The following is a 25,624-nucleotide window of genomic DNA, read 5'->3' on the forward strand; positions in this document are numbered from 1 at the left end:
AGGTGTTTTCATGCAATCGTCCCAACGCTCCTCAGATAAGTACAATATTGCCGCCTGGCTGTTGATGGCAATTGCAATGTTTTTTGTGCTGCATGTGCATTTGTTACCTGCATTGCTATCGGGTTTGCTGGTGTTTGAGCTGGTACATATTATTTCCCCCTATATTGCCCGCAGGCTTCCGGGAAAAGGCGCCAAAGTAATTGCAGTCGCCATACTGGCCGTGCTGGTGATCGGGCTGCTAGCGGTGGTGAGTATGGGGCTAGTCTCCTTGCTGCGTTCTGACTCTGGTGGGTTGACTACATTAATTGCACAAATGGCTGAAATTATTGAAGACTCCCGCAAAATTTTGCCTGCTTGGTTAGATGCACGTTTGCCAGAAGATGCTGTTGCACTGCAACATGCGGTTACGCAATGGCTGCGCGACCATTCGAACGACTTGCAATTTGTGGGGACGGAAGCAGGGCGTCACGCTGCGCACATGTTGATTGCCATGGTGATAGGTGGCATGTTGGCTTTGCATGAAGCCACACAGCGTGATCGTTATCCTGTGTTTACACGTAGTTTGGTGGAGCGTATCAGCTTATTTAGTGCCGCGTTTCGTAATATTGTGTTTGCGCAAGTGCGTATCTCAGCCATTAACGCAACGTTCACAGGTATTTATCTTGCAGTGGTATTGCCGTTATTAGGTATTCATTTACCTTTTACTAAGACCCTGATTTTAATTACATTTATTGTAGGCTTGCTGCCAGTGATCGGTAATTTGATCTCTAACACCGTGATAGTAGTGGTGAGCATGAGTCATTCACTAGCGATTGCGTTGTCTTCGCTCTTATTTTTAGTGGTGATACATAAATTAGAGTATTTTTTGAATGCGCGCATTGTCGGCGGGCAAATACGCGCACATGCTTGGGAGTTATTGGTGGCGATGCTGACCATGGAAGCTGCATTTGGCATTGCAGGCATCGTGGCAGCACCGATTTATTACGCGTATATCAAAAGCGAATTAAGAGAGCTTCAGTTAATTTAGCGCAAAGGATACAAACGTTTTCCTAATGTTTTTCCGGGTTTAAGTGCATCCAATTGCGTACCAGCACTTTCACCCAATTGCGCAAGTCTGTCATCCGGGTGCGGGTGTGTTTTAAATAGCAAGGCTACGCTGTTATCGCTTTTGTTAATTTGCGCCATGTTCTGTAACACTTCCGGTAAGCCATACACATCGTAGCCTGCACGATATGCCAATATCATGCCCATACGATCCGCTTCGTATTCTGCGCTTTTGTCTAAGTTACGCGCGCTGATTTCTGCACCGGTATTGATGGCTTTTTTCGATAGTTTGCTGCTGCCATACTTGTCACCCAACAACCCCGCGCCCATGTCTAATAAAGCTTGTTTCTGCATCACTTTCAGCTGATGTTTTTTGACGATATGTGCAATTTCATGGCCAAGCACCCCAGCCAATTGCGCCTCGTTTTGAAAGGTTTGGTATAGGCCTTTGGTAATCAGTACGTAACCGCCAGGCGCAGCAAATGCATTCAAATCACTACTTTCAATCACGCCAAACCGCCAAGGTAAGTCAGGCCGTTCAGATTGGCTGGCAATCCAGCGCCCCACTTTATTTACATATTGCTGTAGTGCATCATCTTTGACCAATGGCGCGGCGCCCAATAAGCTGCCTGTCACTTCTCGACCAATCGCTATTTCTTCATCTCGACTTGGACTTTTCCAATTGATCTGTGGTTTAGCAGCAGCCGTGTCGTTAGTAGCTGTAGCAGCTGTTGATTCGGTAGTGCTTGGTGCCGCTTTGTCTGTATTGGTAGCACCAGCCGACTCTTGGATTTTATCTTTGATTGCGCCCTCTAAGGCTTTACCAAGGTCAAGCGCATAGGTGTTACTCGTCAAGCTGCATGAGACTAGAAAGGCAAGGGTAGCAATACGCATTATTTGGTTCCTTTCATATAAGCCGTCTGGTTGGCACTCAAGCCACCGGCGCTGGCAAATTGTTGTGCGTCGCTTTTGTTAACAGTGTAGCTTTCCATTTTTTTCATTTCTGCTTCGTTAAATTGTGCGGATTGCAGTTCCTCAGCACTCAGGCCGCGAATGCCAGTAGTCGATACCACTTTGCCGGTACCTGCGCGTCCAGTAGCTACATCCACGGTACCTTGTAACGCATTGCCAGTACTGGCGCGTTTAACAGAGAGTAAGCGTACCCAGCCCGTGGATTTTTTGGTTTTGACTTGCAGCCATGCACCTTTTTTATTCACAATCTGCAGCGGTTCATTTTTGATCAGGGCACCAGCTGATTTAGCATCCGCAAATGGCTCAGTGCGCAAAGTATCGGCCTTCAATGCGGTACCTGTTTCTGCCGCCATGGCGACTGGATGAATCCATAGATTGATACATAAGCCAGCGATGGCATAGTAAAGTGTGCGTTGTTTCATGCAGATTCCTTTGTTACGGTTGATTGGCCATGTTCGAGTTGGATGACCAACTGCGCGAACAAAGTGCGCCATTGTGCTCCAAGTGTTGGACTAGAGCTAGATTGATTAGTTTTGTGTAATGTACCTTCATGCGTGCCATAACGCAGCAAGGTCTGTTTTGGTAGACCTAATGATTCTAGATTGTCAGGAAAGCTATCGATTAAGCGCTGCATGTCCTGCTGCGCTGCCGCTTTATATTCAGCCTTTTCATCAGAATACATCCAGCTGATCACCATCATATCGCCAAACAATCCCCAGATCCCCGTTTGTGTGCCAAGTAATACTTCCACGCTATTGGGTGTGTGGCTGGTTAGCTCAGCTTTGCGCTTCAATTTCTTCATCACCACATCGCCCAGTGGCTCATCACTCTCAATCATTACCGCCAGCATTAGCACGCTGGTGTGATCGGCATTGGCCTGTACACCAAAGGTGAGCCAGCGTTGTAAAGCTCTATCGGTTGCTAACGCGTATATTTTTGCAATACCAAATAATGCAACCGCCCAAAGAATGGGACCCGTTAAATCCAGATAGGTATTGCTGATATTGATGCCAATGTAAGAAAGCACCAACAGTCCAATCTGGCTGCCGGTAAAAATAGAGTTAAATTTATCGCGATCTACTTTGAAATAAAAGGCGAGGGTGGTCAGCCAGATCAACAGCAAACTTAACACGATATAAGGTGTTTTGCCGCGCCATACTTTTAAATAGTCACCATGTTTAACGTTATCAATCGCCGTTGCCAATACCTCAACACCGGGAAACTGCTTATCCATGGCGGTCGGTTTAATATCAAACAAGCCAGCTGCGGTAGAGCCGATAATCACAGTTTTATTGGTGAATTCATCTTGCGGGCGCGTTTTATGTTGGCTGGCCAAATCGGTAAACACATCACTAAAACTCACGTATTGATAACTAAATGGCTTGCCGCGCCAATTGATCAGCATATTCTGTGGCAGCTCAGTCAGGTCACCGCCAGCATTGGCACCGACAATCTCTGGTAAGGAGGGCAGATGCCAGCCTTTTTCTTCATGGTAAATACGATATTCACGAACAATCCCATCGTTATCCGGATACACATTATGGGTACCTAAGCGGCCGGGTTTTCGTGCACCATCAAAAAAAGGCAAAATGGCCGCAATGGTTGCGTTCTGATTATGATCTGGCTTGGCGCGTATGCCAGGAATTTGCGCATACTTTAGCTGGCTTAATTTGTCCTGTGATGCATCTAGCCGCAAGATAGGGAAAAACACATTGTTGCTCGCTGCAATGACCTCATTAAAATAAGCATCACTATCCGGGTTGTAAATATCCGCATCACTGAACACAATATCAAACACAATGGCCTTGGGTTTTTGTGCTTGAATATTCTCGACAAACTCGCCCAGCACTTGGCGAGGCCAAGGCCAACGGCCATACTCTTTAGCAAACGCAGCCAAACTTGCCTCATTGATATCTACAATCACAATATCTGTATCTGGCTTGGCTTGAATCACGCGGTGTTTCACCATAAAGTCAAACGCTTTATCGCGCATATTCAGCCCCACATGAAATACGCTGGCATCCAGCAGTACCAGCAACGTAAATAGCGTGGCGAGGTAAATGTAAAAGTTGTTTTTAAGTTTGCGTGTGAGTTTAGCTAGCCATTGACCTAACAATAATTTGAGCTTAATCATAGTCTGTAATAAAACCGTGTAATCGAATCAATTTACTCTAACACAGTGTCTTGAATGCCCACAAATCCAATCCTAAATCCAACTTTGTTGGCTAAAACCGTCTGTTTTTTGCATTTGTTTTATCTTTTTTCACTAAACCCCTTATAAATGAAGAAGATACTCAAAAAATATTGGCAAATTTAAATTATTAGTTGTATGATTTGCATCATTATTGTGATGTATCACTTCCTTTATCGGGCTTAACTATATGAGTTTTAATGCAAAAATAATTTTTTTCAGCTTCGTAATGCTATTAATAGTGGGTGGAATTGATGCGATGATGGTGATGGTTTAGAAAAATATATCAATTAATCAGTTACTTAAAAACTTTGGTACGCACTGTCGTGCTAAAGTCAGCGTTGATTCGTATCAAAGCCCTGGGGTGTGCCACCTGAGGGCTTTTTTGTTTTAGATGGTAGCTGTGATGAGAGTTACATTGTGACATCCGCTATAATCTTAAATATGAACCTTGAAATATTACAATTAATTTTGACATGCAGTTTGCTACTGGTTGTTATCTGGTTGCTACTGCGTGTGATCAAGCAGCAATCCAATGTCCTACTGATGCAACAGTTGGAAGATAAGCACCGCGCCATGTTGTTAGATTTGAATGATGGCTTAAATAAACTTGGCGATCGCCTAAATACGGCTTCACAAGAGAGTGGGGAACGTCTAAAACAAGCGGTTTCGCAAGAGCTGCAAGCCACGCGTGAGGCCATGCAAACATTGCAGCTTGCGCAAAATAATAGCTTGGCGGCCACGCGTGAGACCGTACTGGAAACCCTGCATAAAACGTTGAGTGAGCAAGGAAAAGCGCAGCAGATGATGATGCACGACACCATGCTGAAGGCAACGACCACACTCACGCAAACCATCGAAAGTTTAAGCAAGATTGTCGATACGCGCTTGGAAGAAATCGGCGGTAAAGTTTCTGAGCGTTTGGAAGAAGGCTTCCGCAAAACCAATGAGACGTTTGTCAGCGTAATGGAACGCTTGGCGACCATCGACGAAGCGCAAAAGAAAATCGATGGCCTCAGTACCAATATGGTGAGCTTGCAAGAGCTGTTAGGGGATAAACGTAGCCGTGGTGCGTATGGCGAAGTGCAATTAGAAGGGTTGGTACGCAATGTGCTACCAACCACCAGCTTTAAAATGCAGCATAGCTTTGATAATGGTACGCGTGTCGATTGCGCATTATTTTTGCCTGAGCCTACAGGGACGGTGGCGGTGGATAGCAAATTCCCTTTAGAGAACTATCACCGTATGTTTGATACCAGCCTGAGTGAAGCGATGCAAGCGCAAGCGGAAAAGCAGTTTAAAGCTGATGTTAAAAAGCATGTGGATGATATCGCGGCGAAATACATCATTCCCAATGTGACGTCCGATGGTGCGGTGATGTTTATTCCAGCAGAAGCGGTGTTTGCAGAAATTCATGCCTATCATCCGGAAGTGATTGATTATGCAATGAATAAACGTGTATGGGTAGTATCTCCCACCACCTTAATGGCGGTGCTGAATACTGCACGCGCCGTACTCAAAGACGTGGAAATGCGTAAACAGGTGCATATTATTAAAGATGAACTGGGCAAACTTAGTAAAGACTTTGAGCGCTTTGATGTGCGTATGAAAAAATTGGCAGACAATATCCGCCAAGCAAACGACAATGCCCAAGAAGTACACATTTCTAGCCAAAAAATTACGAATCGATTTAAGCAAATCGAGCGTGTCGAACTCGGCAATCAACCCATTGATTTACTGGATGAAGTTGATGAATAACCTATTATTAGAAGCTGTTTACCATGCAAATTAAAGTGTTATATTTCGCAAGAATTAAAGAGGCTGTTAACTACTCCAGCGAGGATGTGGACTTGCCTGAAACCGTTGAAACCATCACTGCGTTAAAGCACTGGCTGGCACAACGCGGTGAAGTCTGGGCGAACCTATTTAGCGGCAAGCTAGTGGTCAGAGCCGCAATTAATCATACCTTGGTTGATGATTTGGCCACATTCGAGTCGGGGGATGAGGTTGCATTCTTTCCCCCTGTTACCGGTGGTTAGTGTGGTAAAAGTACAAATAGAAGATTTTGATGTTGGAGAGGTGCTGGCCAGTGTGCGTCGAGACCACCCTCAAATAGGCGCAATCGTCAGTTTCGTCGGGCTGGTACGCGATATGAATGATCATCAATCTGTCACTACGCTTACGTTAGAGCATTACCCGGAAATGACAGAGAAATCGCTGCAGGCCATTGTCGATCAAGCCCAGCAACGCTGGGATATTATGGATGCGGTGGTGATTCACCGTGTCGGCACACTCAAACCGTTAGATCAAATTGTATTGGTTGTGATCAGCAGTGCACACCGCCAAGCCGCTTTTTCGGCGTGCGAATTTGTAATGGATTACCTAAAAACGCAAGCGCCATTTTGGAAAAAGGAAACGAACAACGAAGGCGAGCGCTGGGTGGAAGCTAAAAGCTCCGACGACCAAGCACAAGCGCGCTGGCAATCTACAAGACAATAAATTTATGCACATACTAGAAGAACAAGCGCTCAATGCGCAGATTAACCCAGACCACTTGGGCTTTCAAACAACCGCTGAGTTGCTATCCGTGCAGTCAGGCCGTTATTCAGATGTACATGCGTGGGTAGCGCAAAGCGAAGCAAAGAAAGCCGCCTTATTTGGGCTAAATATTCAACAGCGTGGATTTAATGTATTAGTGCTGGGTGCACATGGCAGCGGCCGCACCTCACTGATGCAAAGTGCGATGCACGAAGTGGCAAAGCAGCCACATGAGACCAACGTGCTGCATGATCTGGTTGCGCTGCATGATTTTAATCAATATGCACAGCCCATTTTGGTGAAGTTGCCGGTAGGGCAAGCCGCAACATTACGTACAGAGATGGATGGATTTGCCCGTACGCTGATGACAGAGTTCACCAGTTTGAGTAATACGGATATACCGGAAAAAATGTTAGCGCATATGCGCACTTGGTTAGAGGTTGCCGTTGCACAATTGGCAGCACGATTTGAAGGCATCAGCGACGCATTAACGGCTTATTTTAAGTTGCTTGCACCAGAGGTGTTGGCATATTTACAAGCATGGCAACCCGCGCCTGCCAGCGAGTCAGACAATCCCATGGAGGGGCTCGTTAACGAAACATTTTTTGCACGTTTTCGTGTGAATGTATTGGTGGATCATCGCGCATCGCAAACACACGGTTTTAACCGGCCTCTAGTGTATGACAATGACCCTAGTTTGCAGTCACTGTTTGGTGCCATTGAAACCACTACAGACGCTACATTGATGCCGGACTTTCTGCGATTACGTGCAGGGCATCTGCATAAAGCGGACGGTGGCATGTTGCTGATTCATTTGCGAGATATTCTGAATGACGAGCAAAATGGTAGCCAAATGATCGAGAAGCTACACCGGTTTCTGAGAAATGGTACCTTGCAAATTGAAGATGTCAGCAGTGCAGCGCAAAGTAGTGCAGTGCTTGCCAGCAACACGCTGATTCCCGTACAGGTAAAACTGGTCATGATTGCCACGCGTGAAGACTTCTATGATTGTTTGGATGAGCAACCAGACTTTTTTAACTACTTTCCAATCAAAGTAGAGTTTGCCGAGCGCGTTGTGGCAAGCCCTGAAAACTATGCTGCCATTGCTGGGTTCATTGCACAAAAATGTCAATCGCACCAATGTGCACACTTTGACAAAGAAGCTGTGGCTACGTTGATCATCGCATTGCAGCGCGTAGAAGAAGACCAAACCCGCATTAGCACCAATTTTGCCTATTTAGAACAATTGATGTTAGAGAGCGTGGCATTTGCTGGCAAGGCAACCGTTGTTATGGCTGAGCATGTGAATGCGGCGTTGCAGGCAAAAGCACAGCGTAATCAGTATTTTGAGTCGCAAATTCGCGACTCTATTATTGATAACGAACTGCTGATCCAAGTGCATGGCGAGGTCATCGGGCAGGTCAATGGCCTCACGCATATTGAGTTGGGGGATGCCAGCTTTGGTTCACCTATACGTATCACCGCACGCTGTTATCCTGGTAAAACGGGCCTCATTAATATTGACCGCGAAGTGAATATGAGTGGGCCAAACCACGATAAAGGGATTTTCATTTTGCAGAACTGGCTCAGTGCTAGCTTTTGGCAACTGGCGCCGCTTAGCTTAAATGCCTCATTGGTGTTCGAGCAAGAGTATAACGGTGTAGAAGGGGATTCCGCATCTTGTGCTGAGTTGTTCGCTTTGCTTTCGGCTTTGGCAGGCTTACCTATTCAACAGGGCATTGCAGTGACTGGTGCTCTTAATCAGTTTGGTGAGGTGATGCCGATTGGTGGTGTCAATGAGAAAATCGAAGGGTATTTCCGCGTATGTAAAGCCCTTGGCTTAGACGGGAAGCAAGGTGTAATCATCCCAAGACGGAATCAACGTCATCTACTGTTAGATCAAGCCGTGATTGCGGCAGTGCAAGCTAAACAGTTTCATATTATTGCCATTGATCATGTGCTGGAAGGCATCGAGTACCTGACTGGCTTGCAGGCGGGGATACAAAATCACTTGGGGAACTATCCTGAAGGTTCCGTGATGGGCTACGCCCAACAGGCACTGGCCAATTACCGTAAAACGCTTGAAAGTAATCAGGCGCGACTACACCAGCTACCATTGATCGAATAAGCGTTTTTTAAAAGATTTGAATATGCCAGTAATACTATTTTACAGTGCTAAGCTTGCTCGCTACGATAACAAGCTTTACCATGCGCCCAGCTGTTTTTGTGGCCTTACTTTATACAATCATGCGTCTGGCGCTAGTATCAACTGATATGTTTTGAGTGTTTTCATGGTTCATTCAGCATCTGCAAAAGAAGATCAGCACTGCCGCTTGGATAAGTGGTTGTGGGCAGCACGCTTTTTTAAAACGCGCAGTATTGCTGCAGATGCAGTTGATAGTGGAAAAGTGCGTGTCGATGGCGTCCGTGCAAAAAACGCAAAAGAAGTGAAGCTGGGGATGTTGATTGCCATTAAAAATAAAGACATTGAAATAGAGGTGAGTGTAACTGGCTTATCGAATGTGCGGCGTGGTGCACCAGAGGCAGCGCAACTATATGCTGAAACTGCAGAAAGTGTCGCCAAACAAACGGCATTGAAATTATCACACGAGACTGCATCGGCGGTGCGTGAGCGCGGTGCTGGCAGGCCAACAAAGCGCCAGCTACGTGATATAAAAAAATTTACGGGAATCAAGTTTTAGTGCCATAATTAATAACTATATGGCTAGTTAATTGAAACCCATTACTGCAACAAAAAAACAAAAAATAGGCGTTTGAATATGAAAAAAGAAGTGACCAAAGCAGTGTTTCCAGTGGCCGGATTAGGAACGCGTTTTTTACCGGCAACCAAAGCCAGTCCCAAAGAGATGCTTCCGGTGGTGGATAAGCCACTCATTCAATATGCTGTGGAAGAAGCGATAGAAGCGGGCGCTACCGAATTGATTTTCGTGACAGGGCGCAACAAGCGCTCTATTCCAGATCACTTTGATAAATCTTATGAGCTGGAAGCCGAATTAGAAGCAGCCAATAAGCATGATGTGCTGAAAATGCTGCGCAGCATTTTGCCTAAAAAAGTATCTTGTATTTATATTCGGCAACCGCAAGCCTTAGGACTTGGACATGCCGTGCTATGTGCACGTCCAGTGGTCGGCAATGAGCCGTTTTCTGTGATTTTAGCGGATGATTTAATTGATGCTAAGGTATCTGCAGTTAAACAAATGGTAGATATTTACGACAAGCATCAATCTTCCGTGTTGGGCGTTGAGGATGTGTTGCCGTCAGAAACAGCCAGTTATGGCATTGTGGATGCGTTCCCAATCGAACAAAATTTGTTGCAGCTAAAAGGGATCGTTGAGAAACCACAACCGCAAGATGCACCTTCTACACTTGCAGTGGTAGGTCGCTATGTGCTGAGCGGTAAAATTTTTGAGTGTCTAGAAAAAGTGAAGCCAGGTAAAGGCGGCGAAATTCAACTGACCGATGGTATCGCGATGCTCATGGAATACGAAAAAATACTAGCCTATCGCTTTGAAGGTAAACGTTACGACTGCGGTAGTAAAATCGGCTTTATGCAAGCCAATGTAGAGTTGGCATTGAAACACCCAGAAATCTCACAGCATTTTGCCGAGTATCTCAAGTCTGTCGTCTCCGAGATTAAGTAATCGTCTTGCAGCCAGTGGTAGATCCGCATCAACTTATCGCGCATTCCTCATTAGTCTACACGGCGGATGAGGTAGAGCGTGCGGTTGATGCCGTGGCAAGTCAAATCAATCAACATTTTGCCAGCACATCAATCGTACTCATGTGCGTTATGACGGGCGGTTTATATTTTTCTGGTAAATTACTGTCAAAACTCACTATGCCAGTGGAGTTAGATTACGTACAAGCCAATCGCTATCATGATAAAACCAGTGGCGGGGAGTTGGTTTGGACTAAGCAACCTTCATTAACGCTTATACAAAAGCAAGTGCTACTTGTTGATGACATTCTGGATGAAGGCGTCACGCTCGCAGCCGTATATCAGAAATGCTTAGCGTTGGGAGCAAAGTCAGTTGTGACGGCAGTCATGGCAGATAAGTCCAACCACCAAACCAAGCCGATTGCTGCAAATTTCGTGGCGTTGACTGTGCCTAATCGTTTTGTGTTTGGCTGTGGGATGGATGCACATGGTTGGTGGCGAAATTTAGCAGAAATCCGAGCATTAGATGACGAGGCTAGTTAAGCAAACGCATAGTGTTAGACTGTTGTGAATGTGACACTAGTGTTGATAAATAAATCAACACCTGCGTTTTTAGTAAAAAGTTTATTATTTAACTTTATGTTTTTAAAGGGTTTTTATAAAAATTAGAAGTTGGTACTGTTTGTGCAAGGCTACATCTGAACAATTCAGTTATTGTGAGAGATGGGTCAAATGGTAAATTTAAAACAAAATTGGGAAACAATTTTTGAAGTCATTCAGAAATCTTATGCGATTGAAAAGCATGTGGATTTCTTTAACTGGCTCAAGGACGATGTCAACCCTGTGCTTCCTCATGACGTGCTGCTGGCTGCATGGGGCGAGTTTGACGGGGGAGAGCTCAACTATGATGTTGCTTCCAATATTCCCGGGCTAACCACACAACGTTTAATTGATGCGCCAGGTATTGTTTCGTATCTGATGGCAAATCTGCACAAGCGTTGGATTGATAATGATGAAAAGTGGTTTGTTATCAATAGCTTTGATGCTGCAGGCATTCATGCACAATCGCCTACACCTTTTACCAGCAATCTGATTGAAATGCATTCATTATTGGTTTACGGCGTAAAAGATTTACGTGGCAAACACGATTGTATTTATGTGTTCTTTGATAAATCCCATGTCTTTAATATCCAGCATTCATTGTTAGGCTTATTAATGCCGCATTTAGATGCCGCACTTAGACGTGTTGAATACATCGAACCGTCCATGTCTGACGAAGATATCTTAGAGAGTATTGCCTTGGGTTCACTCAGTGACCGTGAGCATGAGATTTTACATTGGGTCAGAAGCGGAAAAACCAATATTGAAATTGGCATGATCTTGTCGATTAGCTCCAATACGGTTAAAAACCATCTTAAACGTATCTTCCAAAAACTAGACGTTTCTTGTCGTGCGCAAGCGGTAGCAAAATTGGCGCCACACAAAGGAAATTAAAGCATTTAAAAAGTTAAAAACTGTTGCAAAATTAGCGAATTACGTGGTTTTTCTAAAGTTACCCGTATGGACTAATATAAAAATAACGATTGTGTGTTATCTTTATATTATTATTAAAGTCATACGGAGGAAGTTTATGAATATGATTCGCTATATGGGGTTAGTTGCATTTGGTTTTGTTGCGTTCGTTCAATCATTCAATGCGGTTGCTGAAGAGAATTACCGGTTACATTATGGTGACGCGGTATTTATCTCTGTCTGGGGTGAAGACACCCTCCAAAAAGAAGTCAAAGTACTGCCAGATGGAAGTGTTACATTCCCATTAGCAGGCAGAGTAGATGTAGAGAATGCGACCACACAAGAAGCACAAAAACGTATCACAGAAAAATTAAAAGTTTACTTAAATGATCCACAAGTAACTGTCGTGGTTACCAGCGTAGAAGGCAATAAAGCGTATGTGATTGGTAAAGTGCTGAAAACAGGTGCGATTCCACTGAGTGGGCCAACTACTGTACTGCAAGCCCTAAGCTTAGCAGGTGGTTTTGATAAGTTTGCAGAGCTCAGCAAAATTAAAGTCTTACGTACAGTGAACGGTAAACAGACAGTGAGTGCTGTCAATTACGAAAGACTCATACAAGGCCAAAGCTTGGAAAGCAACTTGTTGTTGCAACCTGGCGATACGATTCTTGTGCCATAATCAAACTAACTCACTTAAGAAATCTAGGTTTATTGCATGAGAACCACACCTGTTAAATCTTCTGTGTACTTAAAGTACGCTTGCCTGTTCGGTTGCTTGTCACAAGTTCATCCATTGTATGCATTGGAATTTAAGACAGGTTTTTACTTGCCGACTTCTATCAATTACGACAGTAATTTGCAAATGGTGGAAAATGGCGAGGAGTCAGTAAGCTTCTACAATATTGCTCCAAGACTGAGTCTGGTCGGTGCTGACGAGGTGAATACCATCAACTTGGATGGTAGTATTCTTTTTCAGCGCTCTTCAGATGACCGTATCAGTGAGAGTCGTCGAGATCCAACCGTTGGTTTAGGGTGGACACGTGATTTCACAAAAGGGCAGTTTACGCTTTCAACTAACTATAACAAAACAAGCACACGTGTTTCTGAGCTAAGAAGGACAGGGGTCGTGTTCACAGACGGTAGCGCAGTGAATCGCTCTATTAATGCCGGTTTAAGTTACTTGTTGACAGAGAAGTTAAATTTAACGACAGGCTTGGGTTATCAAGAAGTGAATTACTCAGGTGCTGGGCTGACAGACTTTAGCTCAAAAACAGCAAATGCCAAGTTGAATTATTTGTACAGTCAGCAACTTTCCCCATTTGTACAATTCTCGATTAATAAATACGAGAACGACACCAATACAGTCAATACGATTGTGGGTAGTGACAGTAGTGTTTCTAGAAACGTATTGGTCGGTTACACCTATCAAATCAATCCACAGACAGATTATTCAATTGCAGCAGGTGTAAACCGGGTAAGCTCTGCCGGAAGTGGCTGGATTGGTGTGGCTTCTGCGCGTTATGCCATCAATGAAAAATCTAATGTCAGTGGCGCCATTGCTAGATCGATTGTAGCCAGTGGTTTGGGTGGTTTTCAGAAAAGCGATAGCTTGAATCTTAACTATACTTATGACGTCAATCAAAGTAATCATGTGGGTGCGGAGTTTAGCTGGAATATTAACCGCGCACTGAATGATACGCGTTTTAAACAAATTAACGGATTCTATACTCACGATATTTCAAACAGTTGGGGTGTCAGAACCTACGCTCAATATCGCATGCTTGACGGCAACAATACCAGCGCTGATGGCTATCAAGTTGGTGTTTCACTTAATTATAACAACCCCAACTTTTTTTAAAGAATTAATGCATGTCTGCTGAATACGAATTAACGTTTAACGACTATTTGTCTATTTTTAAACGCAGGATATGGCAAATTGTCATTGTTGCCAGCGTGATTATCATCGCATCAATCCTCGTTGCTATCTTACTACCGCCTGTTTACCAATCGACAGGTACCATTTTGGTCGAATCACAACAAATCCCAACGGAAATTGTGCAGTCTAGCGTCAATAGTTACGCTGATGAACGTATTGAAGTGATTAAACAGCGTGTGATGACGCGTGAAAACTTGTATCGCATCATGCAAAAATACGGATTGTATGAGGATCGCCTTAGTAAAGACTCCACCTCATTCTTACTCAATGAAATGCGTAATAATATTGGTGTGGAGTTGTTGAGCTCCAATACCGGAAACGATTGGGAAAAGAAGGCCACCATTGCCTTCAACGTTTCATTTTCTTACAAAAGCCCGGATGTAACACATAAAGTAGCCAATGAACTGGTGACTTTGTTTTTGGATGAAAACGTCAAAGCCAGAACTGAGAAGGCGACCGAGACCACAGAGTTCTTGAGCCAAGAAGTAGAAATTCTGCGTAAAGAGCTAGAAGCGACCGAAAGTAAAGTGGCTTCATTTAAAGAGCAATATTCAGGTGCATTGCCTGAGCACATGGATATGCATATGACCATGTTGCAACGCTCTGAGATGGACATTAAAGAGATAGACCGTGACTATAAAGCAGCGCAAGAAGAACTCAGATACTTGGATGTAGAACTTGCCTCAGCGAGATCCGGTATTAATCGTAAGTCTGTCGATGCTCCAGTGATGCTTTCTAGTGAAGCAGAAATTGATAAGTTAAAACTAGAGCTGGAAAGGGCACAATCGCTTTATAGTGATTCACACCCTACTGTTAAAGCGCTGAAAAGACGTATTGATAAATTAGAAAGCGCGGCAGCAAGTAAACCAGCACCAGGGTCAGATGACGCCAAGCCTAGACGTGGCGATATCGAGACAGATTTGATGGTGGCGAAGGTGCAAGCACAGATTCAAGCCGCAAAAGCACGACTAGAGTCGCTTGCTGAACAAAAAATTGCTATGCGTAAACGTGTAGATCAATTACAAGCCAGAATCTCGATGAGCCCAGAAGTTGAAAAAGGGCTTTTCAAATTGATGCGTGATTATGAAAACGCCAAAACTAAGTATGAAGAAGTGAAGTCCAAGCAAATTAACGCGAAAATTGCCGAGAACTTGGAGCAAGAAAACAAAGCCGAAAGATTTACGATGTTGGAACCGCCAATCTTTCCTGAGAAGCCGGTGAAACCAAACCGTAAAAAAGTGATTGGCTTAGGCGTGTTTGGTGGGATTGCAGCTGCATTGGGATTAGTCTTCTTGTTGGAAACGATTAATGCACGTGTGCGCGGTGTAGATGCGTTGGAGTCTATTACCAAAGTGCGTACCTTGGTGACGCTACCTTACATTAATACGCAGGCGGAAATTAACCGTAAAAAACATTTCTACCGCTATTTGTTCTTAGGATTTTTGGCCTTTATATTGATCTCTTCCATTATTGTGCACTTTCTAATCATGCCGTTGGATTTGTTAATCGTTAAAATTCTGAATAGATTTGCATAAGGTGTAACGCATATGGAAAAAATCAAAGACGCATTAGAAAAAGCCAAAGAAAAGTCAGCAACGAGCACGAATACTCGTCAGGCCAGCACGAGCAATAGTCCAAGCGCTGCTTATGCCCAAGCTGAGCCTACTGCTGAAAGTGTATTGGAGCAAGCAAACGAGACCAAAATCAATGCGATTAACTACACCAACACTAAGACGATTGAATTAAACCCGCAACACTTAGAGAAAAATCGTATTGTTGCTTACAATAAAAGCGAGTCTGCCACTTGGATTTTTGATAAATTGCGGACACAAGTACTGCAAAAGATGCAAGAGAACAATTGGAAAACACTCGCGATATTGTCACCCACACCAGCATCTGGAAAATCCTTTGTCGCCATTAACTTGGCAATCAGTATCGCCAATCAACCTCAAAAAACTGCCATGCTGGTAGATTTTGATTTGAGAAAACCTAGGGTTGCTAAATATCTTGGTATTGAGTGCGAAAAATCACTGAATGAATATTTGGAGAACCGCGCGGAATTACAAGAAGTACTGGTCAATCCTGGTTTGCCGCATTTGGTCATTTTGCCTACTATGAGACCAGTGAGTCATCCTGCAGAAGTGCTGTCTTCTGCCAAAGTGAATGCACTAATGCAGGATATTGCTACGCGTTATGAATCACGTATTGTGATTTATGATTTGCCGCCAATTTTAAATGCAGATGATGCATTGATTATGCTCAAAAAAGTGGATTGCGCATTGTTAGTAGTTGGCAATGGCATGGTGAAAGAAACGGAAATTGAAGAAGCGATGCACCACATCCCTAAAGACAAGCTGTTGGGCGTGGTATTGAATAAAGCTGAAGTCGGTGTTGAAGAGTATTATTATTAATTAATACGGCGAGCATGCAGGACGTGCATGCTGACGCTTAGCAATGCCAATACCATTTAGCTTGATGGATACTCAAGCTTATTGGTAAAGCGTTGTGACGAAACAGTTTATTCAGAGTACTTTACGCTTTTTATTCTAAACCATAACGAGTGTTCAACCATCCGTTGATTTTTTAGTCAGACCTCATTCATGATCACTAAACTTCTGCCTGTGGCCAAATATGTCCGCGGTATTATCAAAAATAATATTTTGCAGGCTGATAAAAACTTATATCAGTTAGCGGAGGCGCAAGGGCAGAGTCTGAATGTGGTGTATATTTTGCCATCTAATAAAGCCTCAAAAGCTGGGGGCGATAAAGTCATCTATAAGCAGTCTGAGTATATCAATCAAATGGCCTATCTTGGGGTCACTTCTCAGATACTACATCCAGATAATCAAGCATTTAAGCACAGCTGGTTTGAGCATCAGGTTGATTTCAAGCTCAATAATCAGCTTTCAGCACAAACGGATTTTGTCGTAATTCCTGAGGTGATGGTCATTCCACATGCCAAAATGTTGGCCAGTTTAGGCATACGTTTTGGCATTTATGTCCAGAATGGGTACTCGGCCAGCATTCCACTTTATGTAGGCAGTGAGCAGGATTTGCGTGATGCCTATCATGCCGCTGAAGTCATTTTAACAATTTCTGACGATACTAGTGAATGCATGCAGTTGGCTTTCCCACATCTTGCAGACAAGATTCAGCGCATCTATTACTCGGTGGATAGTGGTAAGTTTAAGCCACATGCACAAAAAGAGAATTTGATTACGTATATGCCAAGAAAATTGGCACGGCATTCGGATTTGGTGCGGTTTTTTCTACAGGACAACTTGCCTGCAGGATGGCGCTTGGCGGCGATACATGGATTGAACGAGACCGGTGTTGTTGACTTGCTGTCTAGGTCTAAAATATTCCTATCTTTTAGCGAGTTTGAGGGCTGCCCATTACCGCCCGTAGAAGCTGCGCTTTCTGGAAATATGGTGGTTGGTTATACCGGTGAGGGCGCGCGTGAATACTGGCAGGCGCCTACATTTACCGAAATTTATAATGGTGATATCAAGCATTACGTCAAAGAGATACTACAGACAATTCAACGCTTGGAGACCAATGCGCAAGACGATCAAATGGAGCAGATTCGTCAAAATTTAGCTAGCCGTTATTCTTTAGAGGCTGAGAGGCAAAGTCTTGAGGCTTTTCTTGGCCGTATTGCAAAACGCTAAATCGTAACGCGCAAAACACTCGGTCTTTGGTAGTATAAATCCAAGTGCTAAGTTGGCACTGGCTGTGTCGGCAGACTCTCTAGCAGCAGCACTTTCTTGACTATTTGTGAATATGCTACGCAAAGTGCAATCAGCATATAGTACAAGTAGGGAATAATCAGCGTATCGCTCATGGCTGCAATCATGAACATCACGGCCAGTATGGAGCTGATGAGTGACCGACCAATTTGGAAGAGTTCGTTGTGCACAGTTCTGATTCTCTTCATGGCTCTGTACGCTGCCCAAATAGCAGTTAAAAACATACCGAGATAGAAAAATAATCCAACGTAACCACTGTTAAGCATCACAGAGACATAGATGTTGACCAGATCAATAATGTGCTCGCCTTGGACCATCTTTTTCATTTCAGGCGCTTCTTTGAAATTTCGGTTACCAAACCAAGGTGATTTAGCCACCACAATCAGCGAGGTATCAAGCAGTTGTTGTCTGTAGTCTACATTTTGACTATCCGTTTTACCAACAAATGGCAGTAAATTCATGACCTTACCCCCGATGGGTAGCATGAGCACCAAGGCCAGCGTAAGTATGCCGCCCATTGCCAATTTAAGTAGGTTAGATAAGCCGTTTCTACCAAGGTATAGGTAGATGGTCACGAGTACCATGGCGCCGACCCACGGTCCCCTGGAAAGTGGTGCAATGAGGCCTAAAGCGATAATGCCGAACCCTGCAAGTTTAAAGAATTTGTTTTTAATGGTCGATTGCACAAACAAATAAAAGCCTAAGGCAATCACCATGGTAAAGCCAAAGGCAATGGAGTGGCCGAATGATGAACTCGCACGTAGGCCGCCATCCCGCATTAAGTATCCACCATATTGCCAATATTGATTAAGCGCATGCTGGATAGAGGTGTAGAGTAACCAGCTTTTTCCAGCTTCAAACAAGCCAATCACGGCAGCGGGAAAGCAGGCGACCATGAATCCGGCAAACACTGCCTTAAGATGATCTACATCTTGTACGCGTCGGCTAATGATGTAATAAGGCAAAAACGTCGTCAGAAAGATCACCGCGCACTGACGAATATTGTCGGTCATGGTGGTGCCAATCAAATTAAGACCGATATTGACCAATAGGTAACATAGTAAAAACACGTCTGTGTTAATGCGCCCAAAACTTGGCTGCGGAGACTTGAGTTTAAAGTAGACAATCAGCAGTAGGCCAGCAGAAAGCATCACCAAGTAATCTACTTGCATGAGGTAATTCATGACGCCAAAGCCGGGAATGGCTGCTGTGATGGGTGGTACAGCCGTGAGCAGCGCCATGTATAATGCAAGCGGCTGGGCAGTTTTTTTTACGCGTACGGCAACAAATACGCAAGAAGCTGCTAAAAATAGCCAAAAGTTGAAGGTCAAAAATGCAAAACTGGTCACAACGAGCCAGCTGTTTTTTAAATAATTGAATTGGGTGCTGGGTAAGATACCTGCGGTTGCTTTTTTTGCAAAATGAAAAGCAAATGTTGAGAGCACTAAGATAACAATGTAGGCTTTAATAAACTCAGGCATGAAAACGCATTTTCGAAAATAAAAAACAGAATGTAAGACGCTATCTGTGGTTAAAATTATGTAATGATTATAACAAGTAAGATACTGTCATTAAGTTATATTTATCACTATTTAAAGAATAGCAATTGATTGTTTTTTACAAAGTAAACGTAAGTATTCGAGTAAAGTGTTTTCCGTAAATAGATTGGATTCAGTTTGGTAGACGTATCAATAATTTTCGTGAGTTATAACACGGCTGAAATGACAAAAAAAGCCATTGATTTAGTCAAGCAGTCCAAGCATCAGCTCAATCTTAAAATTTTTGTGGTGGATAATGCTTCGCGTGATGGCTCAGCGGAGATGATTGCACAGACATTTCCAGATGTTACACTCATCACGAATGCAATTAACGTTGGTTTTGGGCGCGCAAATAATCAAGTGCTTCCACAATATCGCGGGCGTTATGTATTACTTTTAAATACCGATGCATTTGTCGAAGCGGATACCATTCAGAAAACAGTTGCCTTTATGGATAGCCACCCAACAACTGGTATTTTGGGTGTTAAGCTACTGGGGCGAGATGGTGTGCTACAACCATCATGCCGTTATTTTCCTACGCCATTCAATATCTTCTTAAACCGCACGGGTCTATTTAAACTGTTTCCAAGTACGCAATTGGTAGATGACATGGCGTGGGATCATCAAAGTGTGCGAGATTGCGATTGGGTGCCCGGCTGTTATTATTTGATTAGAAAAGAAGCGATTGATCAAGTGGGTCTGTTTGATCAACGTTATTTTTTATACTACGAAGAAGTGGATCATTGCTATGCCACCAAGCAGGCAGGCTGGCAAGTAACTTACTTCCCAGATGCGCCTGTTGTGCATATTGGGGGGGAAAGCGCAAAAATAGACCATTCAATTTCTTCTGTCAGCCGACAAGTCAGTGCCTTGCAAATTGAGAGCGAATTATTATATTTCCGTAAGAACCTAGGATTGCTATCTGTGTGCTTACATGTGCTGCTGACCATCATCGCTGAAGCAATTTTAGCAGTTAAACAACTACTTAAAACGCCAGGTCAATTGCGTCAAGTGTTGAATTTTAAAGGGCTTGGCCTGTTTTTAAAGTTAACCTATCTCTCGCGCGCTGGTAGCCGCGTGCTGCGCTAGGTACTTGATATGTTTAATCATATACGTGCAGATTTAACTACTTACCAAAACGATTGGGGAGCCCAAGGGTTTTGGGTGATGGTGGTCTATCGGTTTGGTCGATGGCGCTATCAAATTAACAATACACTTCTGCGGAAAATATGTTCTTTTATTTATAAGTTTTTATACAAATGTGTACAGATACTCACTGGTATAGAGTTTCCTTGTGAGGTGGAAGTTGGCGACGGCTTTGTGATTGACCACTTTGGTGGGATCGTCGTCAGTGGGTATGCCAAATTTGGCCATCATTGCAGAATTAGAAACGGGGTTGTGGTCGGGTTAAAGAATGTTGACGACCCATGCGCGCCAGTGTTCGGGGATAACGTAGATATAGGGGCTGGCGCTAAAATTCTAGGCAATATTCATATTGGCAATAATGTGACTATTGGCGCAAATGCTGTTGTATTGTGTGATGTGCCCGATAATTCGATAGCAGTAGGTGTGCCGGCCGTGGTGAAAGCCAAAAAATGAGTCAGACATTATTAAGCAATGAGTCCACACATGCGTAATGACATCGGGTTTGTTGTCATTGGCCGCAATGAAGGTAGTCGTTTGGTGGACTGTTTGGCATCAATTGCTGCGTATACGCCACGCATTGTGTATGTAGACTCTGCTTCTACCGATCAGTCGGTTCAGCACGCACAGGCACAACATGTACATGTGCTTGAGTTGGATATGTCGATTAAATTCACTGCAGCGCGTGCGCGCAATGCAGGGTTTGAACTACTTCTTCAACATTATCCAGATTTAAGCTACGTGCATTTTGTGGATGGTGACTGCATGGTGGATCAAGCCTGGGTCAGTCATGCTGCAGACTTTCTATCTCATCATGCACAAGTGGCCGTGGTGTGTGGCAGACGGTGCGAGCGTTATCCGCAAGCGACACCTTATAATCAGTTATGCGATATTGAGTGGAACACGCCGATTGGAAAAGCCAAGGCTTGTGGTGGCGATGCCATGATGCGTGTGGCAGTATTCAAGCAGGTGGGCGGGTTTAATGTAAACCTGATTGCCGGCGAGGAGCCAGAGCTATGTATACGCATTAGGCAGCTAGGGTTTGACGTATGGCGCTTGGACCATGACATGACATTGCATGATGCGGCGATTACGCAATTCTCTCAGTGGTGGAAGCGTACGGTGCGGGCAGGATATGCCTATGCTGAAGGCAGCCGTTTGCATGGCGCCGCGCCAGAGCATCATTGGGTCAATGAATCGCGACGTGCATGGATTTGGGGTGGTATCTTACCCGCTTTATGGCTGATTGCTTTGCTGGCATGCCCACTAGTATTTATCGCATTGACAGGTTTGTTTGCAGTGCAGTATTTCCGTTTATTGAGCAAACACAAGCATTTAGGCAACTTTTCTTCAGTCTATGTAAAATACTTGATGTTGGGTAAAGTGGCGGAAATGTATGGGCAATTGCGATACACCTGGCACCGCTTATTGAACGTTAAATCAACGCTTATTGAGTATAAATAATGCTTATTTTAAGTGTATTGACATACAAAATTGCGAACATAACTTAATTCAATATATTTATGACGAATTCAGAAGTTTCTGCTGAAACACCAGACTGGCAACGTGAAAAAAAATCGTTGCTAGAGTGGGCGCCACCACGTGCTTTGTTGGCGAGTATTCGGCGCTATCAACATGCAGATCGCTATTGGCTGGTATTTGCCCGTGTGATAAAGATCGTGGCAGTGTTACAACACCGTTTTTGGTCGGCAGTCACGGGGGCCGATATTCCCATCAATACACAAATTGGCGGCGGTCTATTAATCCCGCATCCCAATGGTATTGTGGTACACCCTGGGGTGAGTATTGGGCCTAATTGTTTGATTTTGCAACAGGTGACCTTAGGTAGCAATGAAGCTGGCGACCTTCCAGCGATTGGTGGGCATGTGGATATCGGCGCGGGAGCTAAGTTGATTGGCAAAGTCCATGTTGGCAACCATGCTAAAATCGGCGCCAATGCAGTCGTTCTTATTGATGTGCCTGCCTACGCAACTGCAGTAGGCGTGCCAGCAAAAATCATTTCCAAGCCGGAAAATTGATGCCGGCATGTATGCAAATATTGCATGGTAAAACAATCTTGAAACACTGCTTGCTCATACAAGCGCCCTTAAACTTATTGAATGCATCGTCAAATGCGCATCACACACTTAATTAATCAATATCCTAAAGTCAGTCATACGTTTATTCGTCGCGAGATTATGGCGTTAGAGCGCCAAGGTTTTGAAGTACAGCGTGTTGCCCTGCGTGGCTGGGATGAAAAACTTATCGACAAAGAAGATATTCATGAGCAAACCTTAACGCAGTACGTGCTAAAAGCAGGATTGCTTGGCTTGCTAAGTGCTGGCTGCAGCGTGTTTTTGGCTCATCCAGTGCGGTTTATAAACGCTGCTATCTGCGCAATTAAGATGGGGATACGTGCAGACCGTAGCGTGCCATATCATTTGGTCTATTTGCTGGAAGCATGTCAAACACTACGTTTCATGCAAGCCTTTCAATCGCAACATATCCATGCCCATTTTGGGACAAACCCAAGCGAAATCGCCATGCTTGTGCATCTATTATCTGGTATCCCGTATAGCTTTACCGTGCACGGGCCGGAAGAATTTGACCGACCACAGTTTTTAAAACTCAAACAAAAAATTGAGCAAGCCAAGTTTGTGGTGGCGATTTCAAGCTTTGGCCGAAGCCAATTACAGCGTTGGGTGGATTATTCACACTGGCATAAAATTAAGGTCGTTCATTGTGGGCTTGAGCCCAGTTTTTATGACGTGGCCATCACGGACAGACAGTATCCCTTAAAGCTGGTTTGTGTAGGCCGCTTATGTGAGCAAAAAGGCCAGCTGCTATTGGTTGAGGCAGCAAAGAAGCTGGCAGATCAAGGGATTGCATTTGAGCTGGTACTGGCAGGGGATGGTGAGTTAAGGCAACCAATTGAGGCGTTGATACAAAAGTATCAGCTGAATACACACATTAAAATCACTGGTTGGATTAGCAGTGATCAAGTGCGTGATTATCTACTGGCTGCCAGAGCGATGGTATTGCCCAGTTTTGCTGAAGGATTACCGGTGGTGATTATGGAGGCGATGTCGCTAAAACGTCCGGTCATTTCTACTTATATTGCTGGCATACCTGAATTGGTAGAACATGAAACCATGGGTTGGTTAGTCCCAGCAGGAGATGTAGATGCACTGACTGACGCCATGAAGAATGCATTATTGGCTTCCGAAGAGACCCTTTTTGCAATGGGGGAGGCTGCATATGCAACGGTCACCAAGCGTCATAACATAGACATAGAAGCCAAAAAATTGGCAGTTTTTATTCAAACAGCACAAGCGAGTAGCCAATAATGACAATATTCGTTGTGATTTTTCTGTTGATATCTTGTGTGGTGTTGATTCCAATAGCCGTACTGTTTGTTCAAATTGTAGCCGCTGTCATTGCCTTGAAAAAACCACAGCATACGCAAACAGTCGCATCATCAATACGTCCAAGTGTGGCGGTAATTGTGCCTGCGCACAACGAAGCGCTTGGCTTAGGCAATACATTACGCTCGATTTTGCCGCAGCTACAAACACAAGATCGCTTGGTTTTAGTCGCGGACAATTGCACGGATGACACGGCAGCAGTGGCACGGGAATACAATGTCATCGTACTCGAGCGTTTCCATCAAACGCAGCGTGGCAAAGGGTTTGCGTTGGATTGTGGTATGCAGTATTTAAAAGATGCGCCACCGGACGTGGTGATGATTATTGATGCAGATTGTGAGATTTCTCAACACTTGATTGAAGAGTTGGCGGTGCAATGTGTTGCGCGGAAACACCCAATACAAGCGAATTATCAAATGCGCTTCCCAACGCCCGGAGGTATCAAGCAGCAGGTGATGGAGTTTGCTTGGTTAGTTAAAAACACTGTGAGACCAATGGGTTATCAATGGTTTGGGTTGCCATGTCAGCTCATGGGCACCGGCATGGCCTTTACTTGGGCAGACTTATCTAATGCTGACTTAGCTAACGGGCATTTGGTTGAAGATATGAAGTTAGGGCTAGATTTGGCTAGTGTAGGCCGTGCCCCTTACTTTTGTGATCGTGTGTCTGTAAAGAGCTACTTTCCAACAACAGCACAGGGCATAGCTACGCAGCGACTACGCTGGGAACACGGCCATCTTGGGTTGATTGCTCAGGAGTTCCCACGCTATTTGCCTAAAGCCATTCAACAAAAAAATGGATTGCTATTTGCGCAACTAATGGATTTAGCAGTGCCACCACTCGCATTATTACTGATGCTAACGTTAGGATTATGGCTGATAGCGTTGTTGCTTGCATGGTTATCGGCGATTGCTTTGCCCTTATTAGTGATGACCATTGCGCTGTGCTTGCTAGGGTTTGGCATATTAATTGCTTGGTACTGGTTTGCGAGAAGCATCATTTCTTTAAACACCTTGTTGCTGGCACCATGCGTTTTACTCATGAAAGTGCCGCTATATTTAAAATTTATAGTGCGTCGACAGGTGGATTGGGTGAGATCAAAACGAGACCATGATTAATACAAATACGAATAAAAGAATCAAATTATTTAACATCGATATCGATCAACTAACGATGAAAGAAACGGTTGAGAGAATTGGACAGTGGCTTTTGTCCGATGAGATCCATAATCACTATGTGGTGACACCGAATGTCGATCATATTGTGAATTTACACAGCAATGTACAGTTCAAACAAGCGTATTCAGGCGCATCTTTAGTTGTGGCAGACGGCTGGCCCGTTGTGCTCACCTCCAAGTTATTAGGCCGTCCCTTGCCAGAAGTCGTTTCCGGAAGCGATTTGGTACCTGCATTGTTTGACTATTTTCAGCATGAAAAAAGCCGACCATTAAGGGTCTTTTTGCTAGGTGCCATGCCAGGAGTTGCTGAAAAGGCTGCAAGCAATATCCATGACAACTGGTCACAAGTGCAAGTAGTTGGCTTATTTAGCCCAGATTTTGGCTTTGAAAAATCAGAGCAGGCTAGTTTGCATATTTGCCAATTGGTTAGCGAGGCGAAAGCCGACGTTGTGATATTTGGCGTGGGTGCGCCAAAGCAAGAGTTGTGGTCTAAACAGTATGCCAAACAGCTCAATACCAAAGTAATTTTGTGTGTAGGTGCGACAATTGACTTTTTAGCAGGTGAAAAAGCAAGGGCGCCGATGTGGGTACGTAAGATTGGTATGGAATGGTTACATCGATTGATGACCGAACCAAAGCGGTTGGCAAAACGCTATTTTGTGGATGCGTTCATTTTTCCAGTCTTGGTATTTAGAGAGTGGAAAGAAAAGTTTTAACGAT

26 protein-coding genes are annotated in these 25,624 nt (G+C 44.2%); 22 read left to right on the forward strand and 4 right to left on the reverse strand.

Annotation, left to right across the window (positions count from 1 at the left end):
• The first annotated feature begins 10 nt into the window (after window positions 1–10).
• Window positions 11–1,027 (forward strand): AI-2E family transporter, encoded by a 1,017-nt coding sequence (locus A3Q3_RS0101320; protein ID WP_020181762.1) that lies wholly within the window; start codon window positions 11–13, stop codon window positions 1,025–1,027.
• Here A3Q3_RS0101320 and A3Q3_RS0101325 read toward each other — a convergent pair.
• The 3 genes from A3Q3_RS0101325 to A3Q3_RS0101335 are packed head-to-tail and all read right to left on the reverse strand — an operon-like array spanning window position 1,024 to window position 4,150.
• The gene (locus tag A3Q3_RS0101325) at window positions 1,024–1,938 is read right to left on the reverse strand and encodes a M48 family metalloprotease (protein WP_020181763.1); all 915 of its coding nucleotides are present in this window, start codon (window positions 1,936–1,938) and stop codon (window positions 1,024–1,026) included. The two genes, A3Q3_RS0101320 and A3Q3_RS0101325, sit on opposite strands and share 4 nt — an antisense overlap.
• Entirely contained in the window at window positions 1,938–2,438 is a 501-nt protein-coding gene (locus tag A3Q3_RS0101330) for an SH3 domain-containing protein (protein WP_020181764.1), read from the reverse strand. The genes A3Q3_RS0101325 and A3Q3_RS0101330 overlap by 1 nt, the downstream gene beginning before the upstream one ends.
• Entirely contained in the window at window positions 2,435–4,150 is a 1,716-nt protein-coding gene (locus tag A3Q3_RS0101335; protein ID WP_020181765.1) for a CHASE2 domain-containing protein, read from the reverse strand. The genes A3Q3_RS0101330 and A3Q3_RS0101335 overlap by 4 nt, the downstream gene beginning before the upstream one ends.
• A 501-nt stretch (window positions 4,151–4,651) precedes the next feature.
• Between A3Q3_RS0101335 and A3Q3_RS0101340 the strand changes: the two genes are divergently transcribed.
• The 14 genes from A3Q3_RS0101340 (at window position 4,652) to A3Q3_RS0101400 (ending at window position 17,543) form a co-directional block, all read left to right on the forward strand.
• Complete coding sequence (locus A3Q3_RS0101340) at window positions 4,652–5,965, forward strand: DNA recombination protein RmuC (RefSeq protein ID WP_020181766.1); 1,314 nt, start codon at window positions 4,652–4,654, stop codon at window positions 5,963–5,965.
• Window positions 5,966–5,988: 23 nt separating this feature from the next.
• A complete protein-coding gene (gene moaD, locus A3Q3_RS0101345; RefSeq protein ID WP_020181767.1) occupies window positions 5,989–6,246 on the forward strand; it encodes a molybdopterin converting factor subunit 1 in 258 nt (85 codons plus the stop codon).
• The gene (moaE, locus tag A3Q3_RS0101350; RefSeq protein WP_051086407.1) at window positions 6,209–6,706 is read left to right on the forward strand and encodes a molybdopterin synthase catalytic subunit MoaE; all 498 of its coding nucleotides are present in this window, start codon (window positions 6,209–6,211) and stop codon (window positions 6,704–6,706) included. The genes moaD and moaE overlap by 38 nt, the downstream gene beginning before the upstream one ends.
• Before the next feature lie 4 nt (window positions 6,707–6,710).
• Complete coding sequence (locus A3Q3_RS0101355) at window positions 6,711–8,873, forward strand: Lon protease family protein (protein WP_020181769.1); 2,163 nt, start codon at window positions 6,711–6,713, stop codon at window positions 8,871–8,873.
• 163 nt (window positions 8,874–9,036) lie between these two features.
• Window positions 9,037–9,447 (forward strand): RNA-binding S4 domain-containing protein, encoded by a 411-nt coding sequence (locus A3Q3_RS0101360; RefSeq protein WP_020181770.1) that lies wholly within the window; start codon window positions 9,037–9,039, stop codon window positions 9,445–9,447.
• Window positions 9,448–9,525: 78 nt separating this feature from the next.
• Window positions 9,526–10,407 (forward strand): UTP--glucose-1-phosphate uridylyltransferase GalU, encoded by an 882-nt coding sequence (gene galU, locus A3Q3_RS0101365; protein WP_020181771.1) that lies wholly within the window; start codon window positions 9,526–9,528, stop codon window positions 10,405–10,407.
• A gap of 14 nt (window positions 10,408–10,421) precedes the next feature.
• Complete coding sequence (locus tag A3Q3_RS0101370) at window positions 10,422–10,967, forward strand: hypoxanthine-guanine phosphoribosyltransferase (RefSeq protein ID WP_232418438.1); 546 nt, start codon at window positions 10,422–10,424, stop codon at window positions 10,965–10,967.
• 189 nt (window positions 10,968–11,156) lie between these two features.
• Window positions 11,157–11,918: an XrtB/PEP-CTERM-associated transcriptional regulator EpsA gene (gene epsA / locus A3Q3_RS0101375; protein WP_025224110.1), complete on the forward strand. Its 762-nt coding sequence runs from the start codon at window positions 11,157–11,159 to the stop codon at window positions 11,916–11,918.
• Between the two features lie 136 nt (window positions 11,919–12,054).
• Entirely contained in the window at window positions 12,055–12,615 is a 561-nt protein-coding gene (locus tag A3Q3_RS0101380) for a polysaccharide biosynthesis/export family protein (protein WP_020181774.1), read from the forward strand.
• Between the two features lie 36 nt (window positions 12,616–12,651).
• Entirely contained in the window at window positions 12,652–13,794 is a 1,143-nt protein-coding gene (locus tag A3Q3_RS0101385; protein WP_020181775.1) for an outer membrane beta-barrel protein, read from the forward strand.
• An 11-nt stretch (window positions 13,795–13,805) separates the two neighbouring features.
• A complete protein-coding gene (locus A3Q3_RS0101390) occupies window positions 13,806–15,407 on the forward strand; it encodes a Wzz/FepE/Etk N-terminal domain-containing protein (RefSeq protein ID WP_020181776.1) in 1,602 nt (533 codons plus the stop codon).
• Window positions 15,408–15,684: 277 nt separating this feature from the next.
• Window positions 15,685–15,843: a hypothetical protein gene (locus tag A3Q3_RS14635; protein ID WP_369751681.1), complete on the forward strand. Its 159-nt coding sequence runs from the start codon at window positions 15,685–15,687 to the stop codon at window positions 15,841–15,843.
• Entirely contained in the window at window positions 15,834–16,283 is a 450-nt protein-coding gene (locus A3Q3_RS14640) for a CpsD/CapB family tyrosine-protein kinase (RefSeq protein ID WP_369751647.1), read from the forward strand. The genes A3Q3_RS14635 and A3Q3_RS14640 overlap by 10 nt, the downstream gene beginning before the upstream one ends.
• Window positions 16,284–16,472: 189 nt before the next feature.
• Window positions 16,473–17,543 carry a hypothetical protein gene (locus tag A3Q3_RS0101400; RefSeq protein WP_020181778.1) on the forward strand — a complete coding sequence of 357 codons (1,071 nt, stop codon included), beginning with the start codon at window positions 16,473–16,475 and terminating at the stop codon, window positions 17,541–17,543.
• Between the two features lie 47 nt (window positions 17,544–17,590).
• Here A3Q3_RS0101400 and A3Q3_RS0101405 read toward each other — a convergent pair whose 3' ends face one another.
• Window positions 17,591–19,102 (reverse strand): O-antigen ligase, encoded by a 1,512-nt coding sequence (locus A3Q3_RS0101405; protein ID WP_020181779.1) that lies wholly within the window; start codon window positions 19,100–19,102, stop codon window positions 17,591–17,593.
• Between the two features lie 195 nt (window positions 19,103–19,297).
• Here A3Q3_RS0101405 and A3Q3_RS13460 point away from each other — a divergent pair, with 195 nt between their 5' ends.
• The 7 genes from A3Q3_RS13460 to A3Q3_RS0101440 all read left to right on the forward strand — a co-directional run bounded on the left by A3Q3_RS13460 (window position 19,298) and on the right by A3Q3_RS0101440 (window position 25,620).
• Window positions 19,298–20,248, forward strand: a complete 951-nt coding sequence (locus A3Q3_RS13460) for a glycosyltransferase family 2 protein (protein WP_255349033.1) — start codon at window positions 19,298–19,300, stop codon at window positions 20,246–20,248.
• 9 nt (window positions 20,249–20,257) lie between these two features.
• Complete coding sequence (locus A3Q3_RS0101415; protein WP_020181781.1) at window positions 20,258–20,758, forward strand: serine O-acetyltransferase; 501 nt, start codon at window positions 20,258–20,260, stop codon at window positions 20,756–20,758.
• A gap of 30 nt (window positions 20,759–20,788) precedes the next feature.
• Complete coding sequence (locus A3Q3_RS0101420; RefSeq protein ID WP_020181782.1) at window positions 20,789–21,766, forward strand: glycosyltransferase family 2 protein; 978 nt, start codon at window positions 20,789–20,791, stop codon at window positions 21,764–21,766.
• Window positions 21,767–21,825: 59 nt separating this feature from the next.
• Window positions 21,826–22,341, forward strand: a complete 516-nt coding sequence (locus A3Q3_RS0101425) for a serine O-acetyltransferase (RefSeq protein ID WP_020181783.1) — start codon at window positions 21,826–21,828, stop codon at window positions 22,339–22,341.
• Between the two features lie 93 nt (window positions 22,342–22,434).
• Window positions 22,435–23,649, forward strand: a complete 1,215-nt coding sequence (locus A3Q3_RS0101430) for a glycosyltransferase family 4 protein (protein ID WP_020181784.1) — start codon at window positions 22,435–22,437, stop codon at window positions 23,647–23,649.
• Window positions 23,649–24,845 (forward strand): glycosyltransferase family 2 protein, encoded by a 1,197-nt coding sequence (locus tag A3Q3_RS0101435; RefSeq protein ID WP_020181785.1) that lies wholly within the window; start codon window positions 23,649–23,651, stop codon window positions 24,843–24,845. Before A3Q3_RS0101430 ends, A3Q3_RS0101435 begins: the two co-directional genes overlap by 1 nt.
• On the forward strand, window positions 24,838–25,620 hold the full coding sequence (locus tag A3Q3_RS0101440; RefSeq protein WP_020181786.1) for a WecB/TagA/CpsF family glycosyltransferase: 783 nt from the start codon (window positions 24,838–24,840) through the stop codon (window positions 25,618–25,620). The genes A3Q3_RS0101435 and A3Q3_RS0101440 overlap by 8 nt, the downstream gene beginning before the upstream one ends.
• The last annotated feature ends 4 nt before the right edge of the window (window positions 25,621–25,624 follow it).

Source organism: Methylotenera sp. 1P/1 (assembly GCF_000384355.1).
In the GTDB taxonomy this organism is placed as follows: domain Bacteria; phylum Pseudomonadota; class Gammaproteobacteria; order Burkholderiales; family Methylophilaceae; genus Methylophilus.